The organism is Sphingomonas sp. S1-29, from assembly GCF_026167545.1.
In the GTDB taxonomy this organism is placed as follows: Bacteria; Pseudomonadota; Alphaproteobacteria; order Sphingomonadales; family Sphingomonadaceae; genus Sphingomonas.
This window is the reverse complement of record NZ_CP110678.1, coordinates 3,101,389-3,119,143: the sequence shown is the minus strand read 5'-3', so window position 1 is coordinate 3,119,143 and position 17,755 is coordinate 3,101,389. Positions and strand designations below refer to the sequence as shown.

Annotated in this window: 14 protein-coding genes; 1 reads left to right on the top strand and 13 read right to left on the bottom strand. The window is 68.6% G+C overall.

From position 1 onward, the window contains the following. Positions 1-186 precede the first annotated feature (186 nt). Positions 187-870 carry a RadC family protein gene (gene radC, locus OKW76_RS14900; RefSeq protein WP_265549635.1) on the top strand — a complete coding sequence of 228 codons (684 nt, stop codon included), beginning with the start codon at positions 187-189 and terminating at the stop codon, positions 868-870. On the opposite strand, the gene OKW76_RS14895 is transcribed toward radC, so the two are convergent. The 13 genes from OKW76_RS14895 to OKW76_RS14835 all read right to left on the bottom strand — a co-directional run bounded on the left by OKW76_RS14895 (position 867) and on the right by OKW76_RS14835 (position 17,635). Then, complete coding sequence (locus tag OKW76_RS14895; RefSeq protein ID WP_265549633.1) at positions 867-2,030, bottom strand: deoxyguanosinetriphosphate triphosphohydrolase; 1,164 nt, start codon at positions 2,028-2,030, stop codon at positions 867-869. The genes radC and OKW76_RS14895 overlap by 4 nt on opposite strands. Continuing rightward, positions 2,027-4,237 (bottom strand): SPOR domain-containing protein, encoded by a 2,211-nt coding sequence (locus OKW76_RS14890; protein WP_265549632.1) that lies wholly within the window; start codon positions 4,235-4,237, stop codon positions 2,027-2,029. The genes OKW76_RS14895 and OKW76_RS14890 overlap by 4 nt, the downstream gene beginning before the upstream one ends. Before the next feature lie 103 nt (positions 4,238-4,340). Next, positions 4,341-5,744, bottom strand: coding sequence for a cell division protein FtsZ (gene ftsZ, locus OKW76_RS14885; protein WP_265549631.1), 1,404 nt, complete (start codon positions 5,742-5,744; stop codon positions 4,341-4,343). A gap of 110 nt (positions 5,745-5,854) precedes the next feature. Then, on the bottom strand, positions 5,855-7,114 hold the full coding sequence (gene ftsA, locus OKW76_RS14880) for a cell division protein FtsA (RefSeq protein ID WP_265549629.1): 1,260 nt from the start codon (positions 7,112-7,114) through the stop codon (positions 5,855-5,857). A gap of 126 nt (positions 7,115-7,240) precedes the next feature. Next, complete coding sequence (locus tag OKW76_RS14875; RefSeq protein ID WP_265553018.1) at positions 7,241-8,155, bottom strand: cell division protein FtsQ/DivIB; 915 nt, start codon at positions 8,153-8,155, stop codon at positions 7,241-7,243. A 5-nt stretch (positions 8,156-8,160) separates the two neighbouring features. Further along, positions 8,161-9,102: a D-alanine--D-alanine ligase gene (locus OKW76_RS14870; protein WP_265549628.1), complete on the bottom strand. Its 942-nt coding sequence runs from the start codon at positions 9,100-9,102 to the stop codon at positions 8,161-8,163. Continuing rightward, positions 9,099-9,980: a UDP-N-acetylmuramate dehydrogenase gene (murB, locus tag OKW76_RS14865; protein ID WP_265553016.1), complete on the bottom strand. Its 882-nt coding sequence runs from the start codon at positions 9,978-9,980 to the stop codon at positions 9,099-9,101. Before murB ends, OKW76_RS14870 begins: the two co-directional genes overlap by 4 nt. 109 nt (positions 9,981-10,089) lie before the next feature. Next, complete coding sequence (gene murC / locus OKW76_RS14860; protein WP_265549627.1) at positions 10,090-11,511, bottom strand: UDP-N-acetylmuramate--L-alanine ligase; 1,422 nt, start codon at positions 11,509-11,511, stop codon at positions 10,090-10,092. Next, positions 11,508-12,647 carry an undecaprenyldiphospho-muramoylpentapeptide beta-N-acetylglucosaminyltransferase gene (gene murG, locus OKW76_RS14855; RefSeq protein WP_265549625.1) on the bottom strand — a complete coding sequence of 380 codons (1,140 nt, stop codon included), beginning with the start codon at positions 12,645-12,647 and terminating at the stop codon, positions 11,508-11,510. Before murG ends, murC begins: the two co-directional genes overlap by 4 nt. Continuing rightward, positions 12,644-13,870, bottom strand: coding sequence for an FtsW/RodA/SpoVE family cell cycle protein (locus OKW76_RS14850; RefSeq protein WP_256506647.1), 1,227 nt, complete (start codon positions 13,868-13,870; stop codon positions 12,644-12,646). Before OKW76_RS14850 ends, murG begins: the two co-directional genes overlap by 4 nt. Then, positions 13,867-15,177 (bottom strand): UDP-N-acetylmuramoyl-L-alanine--D-glutamate ligase, encoded by a 1,311-nt coding sequence (gene murD / locus OKW76_RS14845; RefSeq protein WP_265549623.1) that lies wholly within the window; start codon positions 15,175-15,177, stop codon positions 13,867-13,869. The genes OKW76_RS14850 and murD overlap by 4 nt, the downstream gene beginning before the upstream one ends. Next, a complete protein-coding gene (mraY, locus tag OKW76_RS14840) occupies positions 15,174-16,244 on the bottom strand; it encodes a phospho-N-acetylmuramoyl-pentapeptide-transferase (protein WP_265549622.1) in 1,071 nt (356 codons plus the stop codon). Before mraY ends, murD begins: the two co-directional genes overlap by 4 nt. Further along, positions 16,244-17,635 carry a UDP-N-acetylmuramoyl-tripeptide--D-alanyl-D-alanine ligase gene (locus OKW76_RS14835; protein ID WP_265549620.1) on the bottom strand — a complete coding sequence of 464 codons (1,392 nt, stop codon included), beginning with the start codon at positions 17,633-17,635 and terminating at the stop codon, positions 16,244-16,246. The genes mraY and OKW76_RS14835 overlap by 1 nt, the downstream gene beginning before the upstream one ends. Between the last annotated feature and the right edge of the window lie 120 nt (positions 17,636-17,755).

Here is a 17,755-nt window from a genome sequence, read left to right as displayed (position 1 = left end):
CGGGGCCGCGCGGGGATGGTCAAGCACTTACCGGCGAGGCCCGACAGGCCCGTTCGTTTCGAGCGTAGTCGAGAAACCGTACGTTGCGCCTGTTGCCGTTTTCTCGACTTCGCTCGAAACGAACGGTCGGGGGCCGTCACCCGCGGGATTTGCAGCGCCCGCGCGCTTTGCTACCCCTGCCCCTCGATGGCCGAGCCCCCGCCCGACACGACTGGTCACCGCGCGCGGCTGCGCCAGCGGTTGCTGGGCAATGGCGGCGAGGCGCTGCTCGATCACGAGCTGATCGAATATCTGCTCGCACTGGCGATCCCGCGCCGCGACACCAAGCCGCTGGCAAAGGCGCTGCTGCGCGAATTCGGTGGCATCGGCGGGCTGCTCACCGCCGATCCGGCGGCGCTCGCGCGGGTGCCGGGGATGGGCGAAACCTCGGCCGCGGCGATCAAGATCGCGCATGCCGCCGCGATCCGGCTGGTGCAGGCGCAAGTGGCCGAACGCCCGCTGCTCAACAACTGGCAGGCGCTGCTCGATTATCTGCGCGCCGACATGGCGCACCACCCGATCGAGCGCGTCCGCGTCCTCCACCTCAACACCCGCAACATGCTGATCCGCGACGAATTGATGAGCGAGGGCTCGATCGACGAAGCCGCGGTGCATGTCCGCGAGGTGATCCGCCGCGCGATCGACCTCGGCTCGGCGGCGATCATCCTGGTCCACAACCACCCCTCGGGCGACCCTACCCCCAGCCGCGCCGATATCGAGCTGACCCGCGCGATCGTCGATGCCGGCAAGCGCCTGAACATCGCGGTGCATGATCACATCATCATCGGCACCAGCGGCCATGCCAGCCTGCGCTCGCTCGGGTTGATCTAGAATCCCTCGGGCAGTTCGATCGGCCCCACCACCTCGCGATAGCGCGCGATCGCATAGCGATCGGTCATGCCCGCGATGAAATCGGCGATGTGGCGGCTCCGCGCGGGTTCTTCGGCGGGGAGCAGTTCGCGCCATTCGTCGGGCAGGCGGCGCGGATCGTCGGCATAAGCGGCGAACAGCCCCGCCACCACCGCGCGCGCCATGTCGGCGGCGGCCAACTGGCGCGGGTGGTGATAAAGTTCGGCGTACATGAAGCGCTTGAGCGCGCGCTCCTGGTCGCGCATCGCGTCCGAAAAGCCGACCAGGCAGCGGCCCGCGGCGCGGACATCGTCGGCGGTTTCGATCCCGGCCTCGGCGATCCGGCCTTGCGTCGTCGCGATCAGGTCGTTGACCATCAGCCCGATCTGCGATCGGATCAGCTCGCCGGTCAGCCGATGATCGGGCACATCGGGCAGCCGCGCCTTCACCGCGTCCCATCCGCGCGCGATCATCGGCACCGCCATGATCTGGTCGCGCGACAACAGCCCCGCGCGCAGTCCGTCGTCGATGTCGTGATTGTCATAGGCGATATCGTCGGCGAGCGCCGCGACCTGCGCCTCGAGCGAAGGCCAGCGCGCCAGGTCGAGCGCGAAGGTCGAATCGGCCTCGGCCAGCGCCCAGCCGGGGTTGGTGATCGGCCCGTTATGCTTTGCCAGCCCCTCGAGCGTTTCCCATCCCAGGTTCAGCCCCGGCCAGCGCGGATAGGGGCTTTCGAGCAGCATCAGCGCGCGCAGCGTATGGCCGTTGTGATCGAACCCGCCCTTGGCCGCCAGCGCCGCACCCAGTGCGTCCTCGCCGGCATGGCCGAAGGGCGGGTGACCGATATCATGCGCCAGGCACAGCGCCTCGGTCAGATCCTCGTTCAGCCCCAGCGTGCGCGCGATCACCCGGCCAATCTGCGCGACCTCCAGGCTGTGCGTCAGCCGGACGCGGAAGTGATCGCCATCGGGCGCCATGAACACCTGCGTCTTGTGGCGCAGCCGGCGGAAGCTGATCGAATGGACGATCCGGTCGCGATCGCGCTGGAAGGCGTCGCGCGGCCCGCGTTCGCTCTCGCTCGCCTCGCGGTGCAGCCGCCCCCGCGTCGCCGCGGGGTCCGCCGCCCAGGGCGCGCGGGTCATTGGACCGGAAGCTTGGCGATCTTCTGCCCGGCCTCGCTCGTCCATGCGAAGCCGCTCAGCCCCGCCTTGGTCAGCGTGTTGACGAAGCCCTGCGCCTCGGCGCTGGTCTTGAACGGGCCGGTCAGCAGACGGTTCGTGAAGCGTAGCGGTGTCGTCCATGCGCCGCGTCCCTTCATCGCCGCGGGCGCCTTGTCGACCAGTTTCTTCCATTCCTTGGGCAGATCGGAGATGTTCGCGCCGCCCGCGACCTGCACCCAGTGGCGCGCGGGCTCGGCTGGCGGCTTGGGCGCGGCAGGCTTCTTGGCGACGGCCTTGGGCGCGGGCTTGGCCGCAGCGGGCTTGGGGGCGGGCTTGGGCTTTGGCGCTTCGACGGGCTCGGGCTTAGGCGGCGGCGCGGCGACGGGCGGTTCGGGCTCGGGAGCCGCGGGCTCGGGCGTCGCGACGATTTCGGGCTCGGGCGGCGGGCTCGGGGTCGGCAGTGGCGCGACGCCGAGTTCGGAGCCGGGGACGACGATTCCGCGGACGATCGAGGCGAGGATGCCGTCCTCGGCGCCGACCGACCGCGACGGCATGGCGCTGGCCGGAGCGACCGAGGGCTCGACTGCCGCGAGTCGCGGGGCCGTGCTTGGCGCTGCGGCCTCGGTCGCGTCTGTTGTGGTCGGCTGGGGGAGCGAGGCCGCCGCCAGTCTATCGGCGCCGGTGTTGGGCATCGCGGCGGGGATAGCGCCGACGCTCGTCGGCGGCACCACCGACGGTTCGGTCGCAGCTACCGCTACCGGTGCTGGCGTAGGAGCGACCGGCGCGCTCGCCGCAGGGGTCGGGCTTTGCGGAGGCGGAGTCGCCGCCACCTGCGTTGCGGGCGCCGGGGTGAAGCCAGGCTGCGGCGTCGCTGCTACGGTCTCGACCCGCTCCGGCGGGATCTCGCGCGCGGTGGCGACCGGCTGTGCATTCGCCGACGAAACATTAGGCGCAGGCGTGGGGGCGGCAGCCACCTGCACCGGGCTCGACGGTACCGGCGCGCGCTGCGGCGTCGGCGTCGCCACGCTCGACCGGACGAGCGGCGCGCGCCGCTCCGCCAGCGGCGTTGCCGCGGCCGATCGCTGCGACCGCGCGGGCGCCGCCGCAACCTGCACCGGTTCGCGGCTCCGCGTCGGCACCGCCGCCGGCTGCCGCTCTGGCGTCGCCGGGCCGGTCTCGCGTCGGCTCGCTACCGCAGGGGCAGCTCGCCGCGCCCGCCGCTCGGCCGCCGCGGCAACCCGTTCCGCCCGCGCCGCGGCGCGGCGTTCGGCGGCGCTGGGACGCCGCTCGCTCGCGTTTCTTGCCGCAGCGGCACCCGATGTGGTGACCGAAGCCAGCGCCACCGGTGCCGCGCGCACGCCAGCGGGCAATGCGGGGAGCGCCGGGGTCAGCGTGGCATCTGCCATCCGCGCAGGCGTCCGCGTGAACTCGCCCAGATGCGCGGCGAAGGCACGGTCGGCGGGGTCGCGGATTTCGGCCAGCCGGCGGAACAGCGGGATATAGGCGGTGCCGAACCCCGGCATCATCTGCACCGCGACGCGTTCGGCCTCGGGCAAATTGCCGCCGATCGCCAGCACCAGCGCGCGGGTTCGCCATGCCGCGCGGTCCTGCGCGCGCAACTGCGGATCGAGCATCGCGTCGGCCGCCGCCTTGTCGCCCGAAATCGCCAGCGACAGCGCATAGCGCCGCCGCAGTTCGTCATCCTCGCCCGCCGCCAGCGCGCGGGCATATTCGGCCTGCGCGTGGCGCTGCTGGCCGATCAGGTCATAGGCAAGGCCGCGATCGGCGGCGAAGCTCGTCGGCGGCATCCGCCCGGCTTCGGCCTCGGCGAAGCGGCGCAGCGCCTCGCCCGGTCGGCCCAGCCGCACCAGCGCGCGCCCGCGTCCCGCGGCGATCCGCGGGTCGCGCGGCGCGACCCTTTCGGCGCGGGCGAAGAATTGCAGCGCGGCGGCGGTATCGTCGAGCTGGGCGCTGAGGTCACCCGCCTCGATCAGCGCATTGGCGTCGGTGGGATTGGCGGCGAGCGCGCGCATCTGCACCGCCAGCCGATCGGCGATCGGGGTCGGCTGCGGTACGAACCCCGCCTGCCCGCTTGCGCCCTGGCTCGCTTGCGCCATCGCCGCACCGGGCACGGCAAGCGCGATCGCGGCCAGCGCGACGGACGGACGCAAGATACGAAAATGCTTCATGAATGCACGCGCTATAGCAGGCCCTGGATGAACCGCGACTGTCGCGCGCGCCAATGGCGACCGACGGTGCCCGCCCGGCGACGAGCCGGACGGGCAGCACCGATCACTGGTTGTTCTGCCGATGCAGGAAGCGCGGAATGTCGAGCGGCGCCTTGTCGTCCTCGGTGCCGCGGCTAAGGCCACGACCCGCGTTCGACATCCGCTCGAACAAGGTGCCGCCCGCCTTGGGTGCGGGTTCAGCGGCCGGCGCGGGCTCGTTCGCCTCGCCGGTCAGCCAGCGGCGCTTGGGGGCGTCGGCCTCGGCCGAGGCAGCGGCTTCGGTCGGCAACGTCGATTCGGCGCCGAGCACCAGCTCGTCGTCTTCTGCCTGTACCGGTGCGGGTGCCGGTTCGGCCATCGGCGCGGGCGCAGCAGGCTGCGGCTCGGCTGCGACGGGGGCTGGTGCCGGTGCCGGTGCCGGCTCGCTCTTGCGCGGTGCCGAGAAGCTGAAGCTGCGCGTGGTGTCGGCAGGCGTGCTGACCGGCGCGGGCATCGCCTCGCCGTCGGCTTCGATTCCGGTCGCGACCACCGACACGCGGATGCGGCCCTCGAGCTCGGGATTGAACGCCGAACCCCAGATGATGTTGGCGTCGGGATCGACCAGCTCGCGGATATGGTTCGCGGCCTCGTCGACCTCGAGCAGCCGCATGTCGTCGCCGCCGGTGATCGACACGATCACGCCCTTGGCGCCGCGCATCGACACGCCGTCGAGCAGCGGGTTGGCGATCGCCTTTTGCGCGGCTTCGATCGCGCGGCTGTCGCCCTCGGCCTCGCCGGTGCCCATCATCGCCTTGCCCATTTCCTGCATCACGCTGCGGACGTCGGCAAAGTCGAGGTTGATCAGGCCGGGCATCACCATCAGGTCGGTGATGCCGCGAACGCCCTGCTGGAGCACTTCGTCGGCCATCTCGAACGCCTGCTTGAACGTCGTGTTGGCGTTGGCGATCAGGAACAGATTCTGGTTGGGGATGACGATCAGCGTATCGACATACTTCTGCAGCTCTTCGATGCCCGCATCGGCCGACGCCGAGCGGCGCTTGCCTTCGAACGAGAAGGGCTTGGTCACCACGCCGACGGTGAGGATGCCCATGTCGCGCGCCGCCTTGGCGATCACCGGAGCCGCACCCGTCCCGGTGCCGCCGCCCATGCCAGCCGCCAGGAAGCACATATGCGCGCCCTCGAGCGCCTTCTGGACCTGCTCGATCGTCTCTTCGGCGGCAGCGCGGCCGATCTCAGGCCGGCTGCCGGCACCCAGGCCTTGGGTGATCTTGGCACCGAGCTGGATCCGCTGCGGTGCGGTCGACTGCTTGAGCGCCTGCGCATCGGTGTTCGCGACGAGGAACTCGACCCCCTGCACGTCGGCGCGGATCATGTTGGCGATGGCGTTGCCGCCAGCGCCGCCGACGCCGATCACGGTGATGCGCGGCGTCAACTCGTCGACGTCGGGCGGCAGAAAATCGATACCCATGGTGTTCTCCCCTGGGCCTCCGAAAACCGGGAGGCACCCAAATTTGTCAGCGGTTGTGCACGAACAATTAATGCGACTCTAGCCGCAAATGCGGCTGCTGTCGCAAATCCTCAATAATTCGACTTGAAAGCGGCCAGCAGTCGTTTGAATACCGCGCCCGTCGATGGTCTAACGACCAACTGGTGCGTGGGTTCAAACGCACGCAAATCGACCGGGTCGGCCGCGGCGAACATCGCAAGCCCCGCCAGCGTCGCGAACGCCGGCCCCGAATGCGCCTCGGGCAACGCGGTCAGCCCGCGCGGACGCCCCAGCCGCACCGTCCGCCCCAGCGCCTGCTGCGCATAATCGGCGATCCCCTTCAATTCGGCGCCGCCGCCGGTCAGCACGATTTGCCGCCCCACCGGATCGGCGAAGTTGAGCTTGGTCAGCTCGCGCTGCACCTCCTGCATCAGCCGGTCGAGCCGCAGCCGGATTACCGCGATCAACTGCGCCTTGGTGATCCGCGTCCCTTCGGCATCCTCGTCGTTCGACATCGGCGCGACGTCGATCATGTCGTGATTGTCGCGCGGACTCATGTTCGCCGAACCGTGGAAGCATTTCATCCGCTCGGCCTGCGCGCGGCGGGTGCCAAAGGCGCTGGCGATGTCGTCGGTCACGTCGGCGGCCCCCATCGCGATCGAGGCAAGGCCCGTCAGCACGCCGTTCAGATACACCGACACGTTGGTCACCCCCGCGCCGATCTCGACCAGCGCGACGCCGAGCTCGCGCTCCTCCTCGCTCAGCACCGCAAGCCCGGTGGCGACCGGCGCGGCGACGATCGACTTCACGTCGAGATGCGCCGAACGAACGCACAGGTCGAGGTTGCGCACCGGCGAGCCTTCGGTCGCAACGACATGGATTTCGACGCCCAGCCGATCGGCATGCAGCCCCAGGGGCTTGCGCACCCCGGTCAACCCATCGAGCGTGTAGCGCGTCGGCTGTGCGTGCAGCACCATCCGCCCGGCGGGATCGAGCGCGTTGCGCGCGGCCTTTAGCAGATCGTCAATATCGCCTTGCTCGACGCGGTGGCCGCCCAGATCGACCTCGAGCTTGACGATGTCGCTCACCAGGCCCCCTGCGGAAAACGCCACCCACACGTCTTCGATCGCGACCCCGGCGATCCGCTCGGCCTGCTCGACCGCCTCGCGCACCGCGACCTCGGTCGCTGCCATGTCGGCGATATAGCCGCGCTTGACGCCCTTGCTCTCGCGCTGGCCGGTACCGAGCACCACCAGCTCGCCGCCGTCGCCGCGCTGCGCGATCACCGCCGACACCTTCGACGACCCGATGTCGAGTGCGGTGATCAGACCTTCCGGTGCCGTTTTCGCCATATTCCTGCCCCTGTTACTTCAAACTGTCCGTTCGTGCTGAGTAGAGGCTGAGCTTGTCGAAGCCTCGTATCGAAGCACCCGCCTGCCCCACGGTCCTTCGATACGCCATTTCGACGAGCTCAATGGCTACTCAGGACGAACGGTCGGGGATTGTTCCCCGCCCGCATCGACCGGCGCAACCTTCTCGACGCCGCCCTTGCGCCGCATCACCAGCTTGGTCGGATCGCGCAGATCGAAGCGGGTATAATGCCCACCCAGCAACCGATCGCGCCCGTCCAGCTCGGCGAACTTCACCAGTGCCTTGGCGGCGGGTTCCTCACCGGCCGGCAGCAACAGCACCTCGCCCGAGACGAACTGCAAATCCCAGCGGCGATCGCCGACCCAGGTCGCCGCGCGCACCATCGGGCGAAGCGCGGGTGCCGCCGCCATCAGCCGCTGATAGGCCGGCTCCTGCGCGTTGGCACCGTCACCCACCACCAATGGCAGATTGGGCATCGCATCGGCGCGCACCGGCTCGAGCAAGGTGCCCGCTTCGTCGATCAGCATCAACTGGCCGTTATTCTGCCAGATCGCCGCCGGGGTGCGCTCGACAATGTCGATCACCAGCGTATCGGGCAGCCGCCGCGACACCCGCGCATCGGCGATCCAGCCATAGCGCAACAGCCGCTCGCGCACTTCGTTCAGATCGACCAGCGGCATCGCGCGCGATTGCTGTTCGAGCGCGACGGCATAGACCGACATCCGCTCCATCCGCTCCAGCCCGCTCACCTCGACCTGATCGACGCGAAGCCCTGCGCGCCCCATCCCCTCGGCCACCGCGACGCCGATCGCGCCGGGCACGCCAAAGAAATTGGCGATACCGATCGCCCCCGCCCCCGCCGCGATCGCAAAGGTCCAGGCGGCGGCGCGGCGCAGCGCCAGCTCGCTAACCGGCAGCGCCGCGATCGTCCGATCGAGGATAGAGGGCTTGCGCGCCCGTTTCGCCGGCTGCTTGCGTTTGGCGGGCGCGCCTCGCTTCTGGGCCGATCGACGCTGAGTCATGCTGCTCACGCGCCCCCCCCATCGTGCATCGCTTCATCGACGATCCGCTGCACCAGTTGCGGGTAGGAAATGCCGCGATGCCGCGCCTGTTCGGGCACCAGGCTGAGCGGGGTCATCCCCGGCTGGGTGTTGACCTCGAGCAGGAACAGCCCTTCGGCCCCCTGGCTGTCGTCCCAGCGGAAATCGGCGCGCGAGGCACCCTTGCAGCCCAGCAACCGATGCGCTTCGAGCGCGAACCCCTCGCACGCCTGCGCGATGGCGTCGGGGATGTCGGCGGGATAGACATGCTCGGTCAGCCCGTCGGTATATTTGGCGGCATAGTCGTAAAAGCCGCCGGTCGGCTTTAATTCGGTAACGCCCAGCGCCTGATCGCCGAGCACCGCCGTCGTCAGTTCACGGCCACGGATAAAAGGTTCGGCGAGCAATTCGTCGAATTCGTTCCACGGCCCCACGCTGTCGCGCGCGATCGGGTTGCCGTGATTGCCCTCATCGGTGACGATCGCGACGCCCACCGACGATCCTTCGTTGACCGGCTTGAGCACATAAGGGCGCGGCAGCGGGTCGCGCGCGTACAGTTCCTCGGTCGGCACGATCCGCCCGCCGGGCATCGGGATGCCGTGCGGCACCAGCGCCTGCTTGGTCAGCACCTTGTCGATCGCGATCACCGATGCCGCCAGCCCCGAATGGGTGTAGCGCAGCCCCATCAGGTCGAGCATCCCCTGCACGCTGCCGTCCTCTCCGGGGGTGCCGTGGAGCGCGTTGAACACCAGATCGGGCGCGGCTTCGGCCAGCCGCGCGGCGACATCGCGCCCCATGTCGATCCGCGTCACGCGGTGACCAAGCGATTCGAGCGCATCGGCGACGCCCGCGCCCGACATCAGCGACACCTCGCGCTCGGCCGACCAGCCGCCCATCAGCACCGCGATGTGGAGGTTCTTGTTGTTCACGCGCTACGCCCCACTCGCTGAATTTCCCATTCGAGGTCGATCCGCGACGCCGCCTTCACCCGCGCGCGGACGTCGTCGCCCAGCGCCTCGATATCGGCGCTGGTCGCGTCGCCGGTATTGATCAGGAAATTGGTGTGTTTCTCGCTCACCTGCGCGCCACCGCGCATCAGCCCACGACAGCCCGCCGCATCGACCAATGCCCAGGCCTTCTCGCCCGGCGGGTTCTTGAAGGTCGAGCCGCCGGTCTTGCTGCGCAGCGGCTGCGATGCCTCGCGCGCGGCGGCGATGCGGTCCATTTCGGCCTGGATCGTGGCAGGTTCGGCGGGGTGGCCGCGGAAGGTCGCCGACACCACCACTGCGCCTTCGGGCAAATCGCTGTGGCGATAGGTGTAGCGAAGGTCACCGACGCTCAGCGTCCGCCGCTCGCCCGATCGCAGCACGACGTCGCACGCGACCAGCACATCCTTCACCTCGCGCCCATAGGCACCGCCGTTCATCCGCACGAAGCCGCCGACGGTGCCAGGGATCGACCGCAGGAACTCGGTACCGCCGATTCCGGCATCGCGCGCGGTCGAGGAAACCAAGATGCCCGATGCGCCGCCGCCGCAGCGAAGCGTGACCGCATCGATCGCCTCGACCTTGGCGAAAGGCTTGCCCAGGCGAACGACGACACCGGGCACGCCGCCGTCGCGCACGATCAGGTTCGATCCGAGGCCGAGCGCCATCACGGGGATCGCGGGGTCAAGATCGGCGAGGAAGGCGGCAAGGTCGTCGGCGTCGGCGGGTTCGAACAGCCATTCGGCGGCACCGCCGGTCTTGAACCACACCAAAGGCGCAAGCGGCGCGGCGGGCGTGAGGCGGCCGCGCGGCGCGGGCACGCCCTTCCCGTTCGTTTCGAGCGAAGTCGAGAAACGCTGTTCGTGCGCGAGGCCCGGTTTCTCGACTTCGCTCGAAACGAACGGTTGGGTGGCGTTCTTCGTCACGGTTTCATCCCCGCGCCGCCTCAATCGCCTGCGCCAGCCCCGCAGCCCATTTCGTGATGTCGCCCGCCCCCAGGCAGATGACCTGATCGCCGGGCTGCACCACCGCCGCCAGCGCGGTCGCCAGCGCCTCGGGTCCGTCGATCGTCTGCGCCGAGCGATGCCCGCGCCGACGGATATTCTCGACCAAAGCATCGGCATCGACACCTTCGACCGGGGCTTCGCCTGCGGCATAGACCGGCGTCACATAGACCATGTCGGCGTCGTTGAACGCCTGCGCGAACTCGTCCATCAGCCCGCCGAGCCGTGAATAGCGGTGCGGCTGCACCACCGCGATCACCCGCCCCTGTGCACTCTCGCGCGCCGCCGACAGCACCGCGCGGATTTCGACGGGGTGATGGCCGTAATCGTCGACGATCGCCGCGCCCCCTCCTCCTGCAAAGGCTACCGCGCCCACCTGGGTAAAGCGCCGCTTCACGCCGGTGAACGCGGCGAACCCCTTGGCGATCGTCGGATCGTCGATGCCAAGCTCAAGCGCGACCGCGATCGACGCCAGCGCATTCTGCACATTGTGGCGGCCGGGCATCGGCAGCTCGATATTTTCGATTGATCGCGTGGTGCCGTCGCGGTGGCGGACGATCACTTCAAAGCGATTGCCGCCGACATGCGGCGTCACATTGACCCCGCGCACATCGGCCTGTGCGGCAAAGCCATAGGTGACGATGCGGCGATCGCGCACGCGCGGGATGATCGCCTGCACCTCGGGATGGTCGAGGCACAGGATCGCCGCGCCGTAAAACGGCACATTCTCGACGAACTCGACGAACGCGTCCTTCACCCGATCGAACGAGCCATAATGGTCGAGATGCTCAGGGTCGATGTTCGTCACCACCGCCAGCGTGCCATCGAGCCGCAGGAAGCTGCCGTCGCTTTCGTCGGCTTCGACCACCATCCAGTCGCTCGCACCCAGCCGCGCGTTCGATCCATAGCTGTTGATGATGCCGCCGTTGATGACGGTCGGGTCGACCCCGCCGGCATCGAGGATCGCGGCGATCATGCTGGTCGTCGTCGTCTTGCCGTGCGTCCCCGCCACCGCGACGGTCGATTTCAGCCGCATCAATTCGGCCAGCATCTCGGCGCGGCGCACCAGCGGGATGCGGTTGGCCAGCGCATAGTCGCGCTCGGGATTGCCCGGTTTGATCGCGGTCGAGGTGACAACCACCGCGACGCCTTCGACATTCTCGGCCTTGTGCCCGATATGCACCGGGATGCCGCGCGCGCGCAGGCCTTCGATCACATAGCTTTCGGCGACGTCCGATCCTTGGACGCTATAGCCCAGATTATGCATCACCTCAGCGATGCCCGACATGCCGATTCCGCCGATGCCGACGAAATGGATCGTGCCGATGTCGGTGCCGACGCCCTTCATGCGATCACCTGCAAGCGCGCGGGGGCGTCGGGGCTGAATAGCGACGGCTGGTCGATCCGCTCGACCAGATCGGCCAGGTCGCGCGCGGCATCGGGCCGCCCGACGCTGCGCGCACAGCGTGCGGCATTGGCGAGCGCCAGCGTGTCGAGCCCCAGCTTCTGCATCTGCTTGGCAAGTTCGGTCGCGGTGAACTGATGCTGCGGGATCGTCCGTGCGCCACCGGCTTGCGTGATCTCACGCGCATTGGCGGTCTGGTGATCGTCGGTGGCACCGGGCAGCGGCACCAGGATCGCGGGGCGACCGGCGGCGGTAAGCTCCGAAATCGTCGAGGCACCCGCACGGGCGATCACGACATGCGCCCAGGCCAGCCGCTCGGGCAGGTCGGGCAGATAGGTCGCGATCTCGGCGGGGATTTGGTGCGCGGCATATTTGGCGCGGACCTCGTCGATGTCCTCGATCCGCGCCTGGTGCGTCACCTGCAAGCGGCGGCGGAAATGGACGGGCAGCAGCGCCAGGCCGTCGGGGACGACTTCGCTCAGGATCGACGCGCCCTGGCTGCCGCCGGTGACGAGCACGCGGAAGATGCCGTCCTCGTCGAGTTCGGGATAGGGCCGCTCGCGCAGGTCTAGCACCGACTGGCGCACCGGATTGCCGATCAGCCGCACCTTTGCGACATGATCGGGCTTGAGCCGTTCGACATTGGCATAGCTGGTCGCGATGGCGCTGACCTTGCCTGCCACCAGCCGGTTGACCCGGCCCAGCACCGCATTTTGTTCATGGATGATCGTCGGCAGCTTGGCATGGAACGCCGCCGCCAGCGCGGGGAATGCGGGATAGCCGCCAAAGCCGATGACGGCGGCGGGCTTGAAGCCGCGATACAGTTCGATCGCCATCGAACGCCCCGCGATCATCTTGCGCGCTGCCCTGGCCCAGCCGATCGGCCCGCCGGTAAAGCGCCCGGCGGGCAGCACATGCGTCTGCACATCGTCGAACAGCCCGGGGAAGCGCACCCCGCGCTCATCGCTCACCAGCGCGACATGATGCCCGCGCGCGACGAGTTCGGCGGCGAGCGCGGCGGCGGGGACCATATGCCCCCCGGTACCACCGGCGGCGAGGACGTAATGACGAGGATTCACTGTTTGCTCCGTGCGACGCTGTACGGCGATCGCTTCAGATACGGGTTTCGCCGCGTGAAGGCGAGCAATAGGCCGAAACCGATCGACAAGGCGATCATCGACGACCCGCCATAGCTGATGAACGGCAGCGTCATGCCCTTCGACGGCGCGATCCCGGTGTTGACTGCCATGTTGATCAGCGCCTGGATGCCGAGCTGCACCGCCAGCCCCGAAGCGGCGAGCAGGCGGAACGCATCCTCTTCGTCGAGCAGTTTCACGAACACGCGGACGACGATCGCCAGAAACACCAGCGCGATCGCGGCGCAGGCCATCAGCCCGAATTCCTCGCCGACGACCGAGAAGATGTAATCGGTATGCGCCTCGGGCAGCTTGAACTTGACGATGCCGCCGCCGGGACCGGTGCCGGTGATGCCGCCGCCGGTGATCGTCGCATGCGCCATGTCGGTCTGGTAATGATCGGTCATCGCCTTGTCGGGATCGGGAAACAGGAAGGCGTCGATCCGCGTGCGCGCGGTGCCGTAGAAGAAATAGGCGGCGACGATCCCCGCCACCGCGCTGCCGATCAGCGCGCCGATCGCCTTGGGGCTGGTGCCCGCGATCATCAGCATCACCATCCACACCGCGCCGAACACCACCGTCTGCCCGAAATCGGGCTGGAGCATCAGCAGCCCGCCGACCAAAGCGGTGAGCCCGCCGGTGATGATCACCAGCGGCAATTCGGGGTCCTTGGCGCGCAGCGACAACAGCCACGCGGTGGTGACGATGAACAGCGGCTTGAGGAATTCGGAGGGCTGGAATTGGGTAAAGCCGAGCCCGATCCAGCGCCGCGCACCGTTCACCTCGGCGCCGACAAAGGGCAAGGCCATCAGCGCGACGATGAGCACCAACGTCCCGACCAAAGCGATCCGCCGGGCAGCGGTGGTCGACAGCATCGAGGTGCCGAGCATGAACGGGATCGACACCGTCACCCACATCGCCTGGCGCCAGAAATAATACATCGCGGGGAAGGTCTTCTCGCCGTCCGAATAGCGGATCGCCGAAGCGGGCGACGCCGCCGCGACCGCGACCAGCCCGATCGCGATCAGCAGGAACGCCAGCAGCAGCAATACGCGGTCGATCTCCCAGAACCACAGCCCCAGCGGGGTGCGATTGCCGCGCCCCAGCCGTTCCTCGACCCGGCCACGAAGCCCCCGCGATGCATTGTCGCGCAGCACGTCGGTCATTCGAACGCTCCTACCAGGTCGACAAAGGCATCGCCGCGCGCGGTGAAGTCGCGGAATTGGTCGAACGATGCGCAGGCGGGCGACAGCAGGATCGTGTCGCCCGTCACCGCATTGGCCCATGCTGCGGCGACCGCAGCGTCTAGCGTGCCGGCTTGCTCGACCGCCATGTCGGGAGCGAGCAGCCGTTCGAACAGCGCCGCGGCGTCGCCGATCGTGTAGGCGCGCTTCACATTGGCGAACCCCGGACGACACGCGTCGAGATCGTCGGTCTTGGCCTGGCCGCCGCAGATCCAGTGGATTCGGTCGAACGCCTGCAGGGCCGGCGCGGTCGAGGTGGGGTTGGTCGCCTTCGAATCATTGACGAAGCGAACGCCGCTGCGGGTCCCCACGATCTGCATCCGGTGCGGCAACCCGCCGAAACTGGCGAGCCCCGCGTCGATCGCTCCCTGCGACACCCCCAGCGCCTCGCACGCGGCGATCGCCGCCAGCGCGTTCTGCGCGTTGTGCGGGCCTTGCAGCGCAGGCCAGCGCGACTGGTCCATGCAGACCCCCGGCGCGATCTTGGTGACGTCTTCGGCCCGCCCGCCTCGCGCGAGTTGGCGAGCAATGTCGGACGATGCTTCGTCGCCGATGCCGATGATCGCGGCATGGCCCGGTGTCTGCATCGCAAACAACCGCGCCTTCGACGCGGCATAGCCCTCGAACCCGGTATAGCGGTCGAGATGGTCGGGGGTTATGTTGAGCAACACTGCCACGTCGCAATCGAGCGTCTGGGTCAGATCGATCTGGTAGCTCGACAGCTCGAGCACATAGACCCCGCCCTGCGGCAGCGCGTCCTGCGCCAGGATCGGCAGGCCGATATTGCCGCCCATCGTCGTCGGCACGCCGGCGGTGGCCAGGATGTGGTGGATCAGCGCGGTGGTGGTCGATTTTCCGTTGGTGCCGGTGATGCCAACGACGCGGTGCGGCGGCAGCTCGGGGCGCGCCTGCGCGAATAGTTCGATGTCGCCGATGATCGGCACGCGCGCGGTGGCGGCGTGCTTTGCAAGCGGCAATCGGTTCAGCGGGACGCCGGGCGAAAGAACCAGGCCGTCGACCTCGAACTCCTGCCAGTCAGTGAAATCGTCAATGACGAGCTGGTGCCCCTCGAATCTTGGATTTCTGATTGCCTGCACCCTTGCAGGATCGTCGTCGTGCGCGAGCACTTCCGCGCCGCTAGCTAACAGCGCCGCCACCGTCGCTGCGCCTGAACGCGCCAGGCCGAGAACCGCGAAGCGCTTGCCCGCCCAGGCGCGCGCGGCGATCACCGGATTTTCAACGTCGACAGGCCGGCCAGCGCCAGCACCAGCGAGATGATCCAGAAGCGGATCACCACCGTCGGCTCGCTCCAGCCGAGCTGTTCGAAATGATGGTGGATCGGCGCCATCTTGAACACGCGGCGGCCGGTGCGCTTGTAGAAGAACACCTGGATGATGACGCTCATCGCCTCCATCACGAACAAGCCGCCGATGATCCCCAGCACGATCTCGTGATGCGCGGTCACCGCGATCGCGCCGAGCGCGCCGCCCAGCGCCAGGCTGCCGGTGTCGCCCATGAAGACCGCGGCGGGCGGCGCGTTGAACCATAGGAAGGCAAGGCCGGCGCCTGCGATCGCGCCGCAGAAGATCGCCAGATCGCCCGCGCGCGGCACATGCGGAATGCCCAGATACGCCGAATAGATCGCGTTGCCCGCCAGGTAGACGATGACCATGAACGCGACGCTCGCGATGATCACCGGCATCGTCGCCAAGCCGTCGAGCCCGTCGGTGAGGTTCACCGCATTGCCGAACGCGACGATCGTGAAGGCGGCGAAGGGGACGTAAAACCAGCCAAGGTCGATCGCGACGTTCGACAGGAACGGCAGGTACAGCATCGTGCCGTTCTGCTGGATGATGATCCAGCTGGCGATGCCCGCGATCAGAAACTCGAGCGCCAGCCGGGTGCGCCCCGATACCCCCGCGGTGCTCGCCTTGCTGACCTTGTCGTAATCGTCGAGGAAACCGATGCAACCGAACCCCAGCGTCACGAACAGGCACGCCCAGACGAAGGGGTTGGTCAGGTCCATCCAGATCAGCACGCTGATCGTCAGCGCGGTCAGGATCATCAGCCCCCCCATCGTCGGGGTACCGCGCTTGGCGAGGTGCGTCTGCGGTCCGTCGGCGCGGATCGGTTGGCCCTTGCCCTGGCGAAGCCGGAGCCAGCCGATGAACTTCGGCCCGATCAGCAGCCCGATGACGAGCGCGGTCGCCACCGCGCCGCCGGTGCGGAACGAGAGATAGCGCACGAGGTTGAGGCCGCCGGGAAAGTCGAGATACTGGGCGAGCAGATAGAGCATTAGCGGGCGATTTCCTGGCTGCGTCGTTCGGTCAGCGCGCGGACGACCGCCGACAGCCCGAGTGCGTTCGAACCCTTGATAAGGACCGAATCGCCGGGCGCCAGCACTGCTTCCAACGCGGCGCGCGCGGCTGCGGCGTCGGCGACATGGACGAAGTCGACACGTCCGGCAAGCGCTTGCGCCAGCGGGAGCATCTGTTCGCCGACCAGGATCGCCTGCGCGACGCCTGCCGCCTCGACCGGCTCGGCCAAGCCACTGTGATAGCTTGGGGAATTATCGCCGAGCTCGCGCATTTCGCCGAGCACCGCGATCCGCCGGCCGGGCGAGGCGGCGAGCACCGCGAGCGTCGCGCGCATCGATGCGGGGTTGGCGTTGTAGCTTTCGTCGAACAGCGTCGCGGTGCCACCGGGCAGCGCGATCTGACTGCGCGCGCCGCGCCCGGGCAGCCCCGCCAAGTCGGCGAGTGCCAGCCCGGCCAGGCCGAGGTCGCCGCCCGCGGCATCGACCGCGGCGACGATCGCCAGCGCGTTCGATACCCAATGCATCCCCGGCTGGCCGATCGTGAAGCTGAGTTCGCGCTCCCCCACCTTGGCGGCGATGAAGGTGCCCGCAGGCCCCGGCAGCGCCTCGATCGCGCGGACATCGGCGCCCTCGCCGCTGCCGAAGGTCACGATGTGCGAGGCATAGGGCTGCGCGGCGGCGATCAGCCGGTCGCGATGCGGACTGTCGAAGGGGATGATCGCGGTGCCGCCGGGTTCGAGCCCCGCGAAGATCTCGCCCTTGGCATCGGCGATCGCCTCGACCCCCGAGAAGAACGCGGTGTGCGCGGGCGCAACCGCGGTGACGATCGCGACGTGCGGGCGCACCAGCCCGGTCAGCGCGGTGAGTTCGCCGGCGTGGTTCATCCCCATTTCGAGCACCGCGAAGCGGCTGTCGGCGGGCATCCGCGCCAGGCTGAGCGGGACCCCGGTATGGTTGTTGTAGCTCTTGACCGATTTGTGCGTGGCGCCCGGATCGGCACGGTCGAGCGCGGCGGCGAGCGCCTCCTTGGTCCCGGTCTTGCCGACCGATCCGGTAACGCCGATGATTGTCGCCGCGGTGCGCGCGCGGGCAGCGCGGCCGAGCGCTTCGAGCGCCGCCATCGTGTTGGCGACGCGGACATGCGGGTGGTCGCACGGCTGCGAAACGATCGCGCCGGCAGCGCCTTGGGCGAAGGCCTGGGCAAGGAAGCGGTGGCCGTCGGTCGATTCGCCGGTGAGCGCGATGAAGAGGTCGCCGGGGCCGACCTCACGCGAATCGAAGGTGACGCCGGTGACGGTGAAATCGGTCGAGGCGGTACCACCGGTGGCGGCGGCGATTTCGGCGGCGGTGTAGAGAGGACGCTGGGTCATGCCCCCCTCCCCCGCTCGTTTCGAGCGAACCATCCCCGTTCGTTTCTAGCGAAGTCGAGAAACGCCCAGGGTGCGCTCGCTTCGGTTTCTCGACTTCGCTCGAAACGAACGGTGTGTGCG

What these genes read in the sequence shown, in the direction of transcription:
- radC (WP_265549635.1), top strand. Translation starts at nt 187, where the DNA reads ATGGCCGAGCCCCCGCCCGACACGACTGGTCACCGCGCGCGGCTGCGC.
- OKW76_RS14895 (WP_265549633.1), bottom strand. Translation starts at nt 2,030, where the DNA reads ATGACCCGCGCGCCCTGGGCGGCGGACCCCGCGGCGACGCGGGGGCGG.
- OKW76_RS14890 (WP_265549632.1), bottom strand. Translation starts at nt 4,237, where the DNA reads ATGAAGCATTTTCGTATCTTGCGTCCGTCCGTCGCGCTGGCCGCGATC.
- ftsZ (WP_265549631.1), bottom strand. Translation starts at nt 5,744, where the DNA reads ATGGGTATCGATTTTCTGCCGCCCGACGTCGACGAGTTGACGCCGCGC.
- ftsA (WP_265549629.1), bottom strand. Translation starts at nt 7,114, where the DNA reads ATGGCGAAAACGGCACCGGAAGGTCTGATCACCGCACTCGACATCGGG.
- OKW76_RS14875 (WP_265553018.1), bottom strand. Translation starts at nt 8,155, where the DNA reads ATGACTCAGCGTCGATCGGCCCAGAAGCGAGGCGCGCCCGCCAAACGC.
- murC (WP_265549627.1), bottom strand. Translation starts at nt 11,511, where the DNA reads ATGAAGGGCGTCGGCACCGACATCGGCACGATCCATTTCGTCGGCATC.
- OKW76_RS14850 (WP_256506647.1), bottom strand. Translation starts at nt 13,870, where the DNA reads ATGACCGACGTGCTGCGCGACAATGCATCGCGGGGGCTTCGTGGCCGG.
- mraY (WP_265549622.1), bottom strand. Translation starts at nt 16,244, where the DNA reads ATGCTCTATCTGCTCGCCCAGTATCTCGACTTTCCCGGCGGCCTCAAC.
- OKW76_RS14835 (WP_265549620.1), bottom strand. Translation starts at nt 17,635, where the DNA reads ATGACCCAGCGTCCTCTCTACACCGCCGCCGAAATCGCCGCCGCCACC.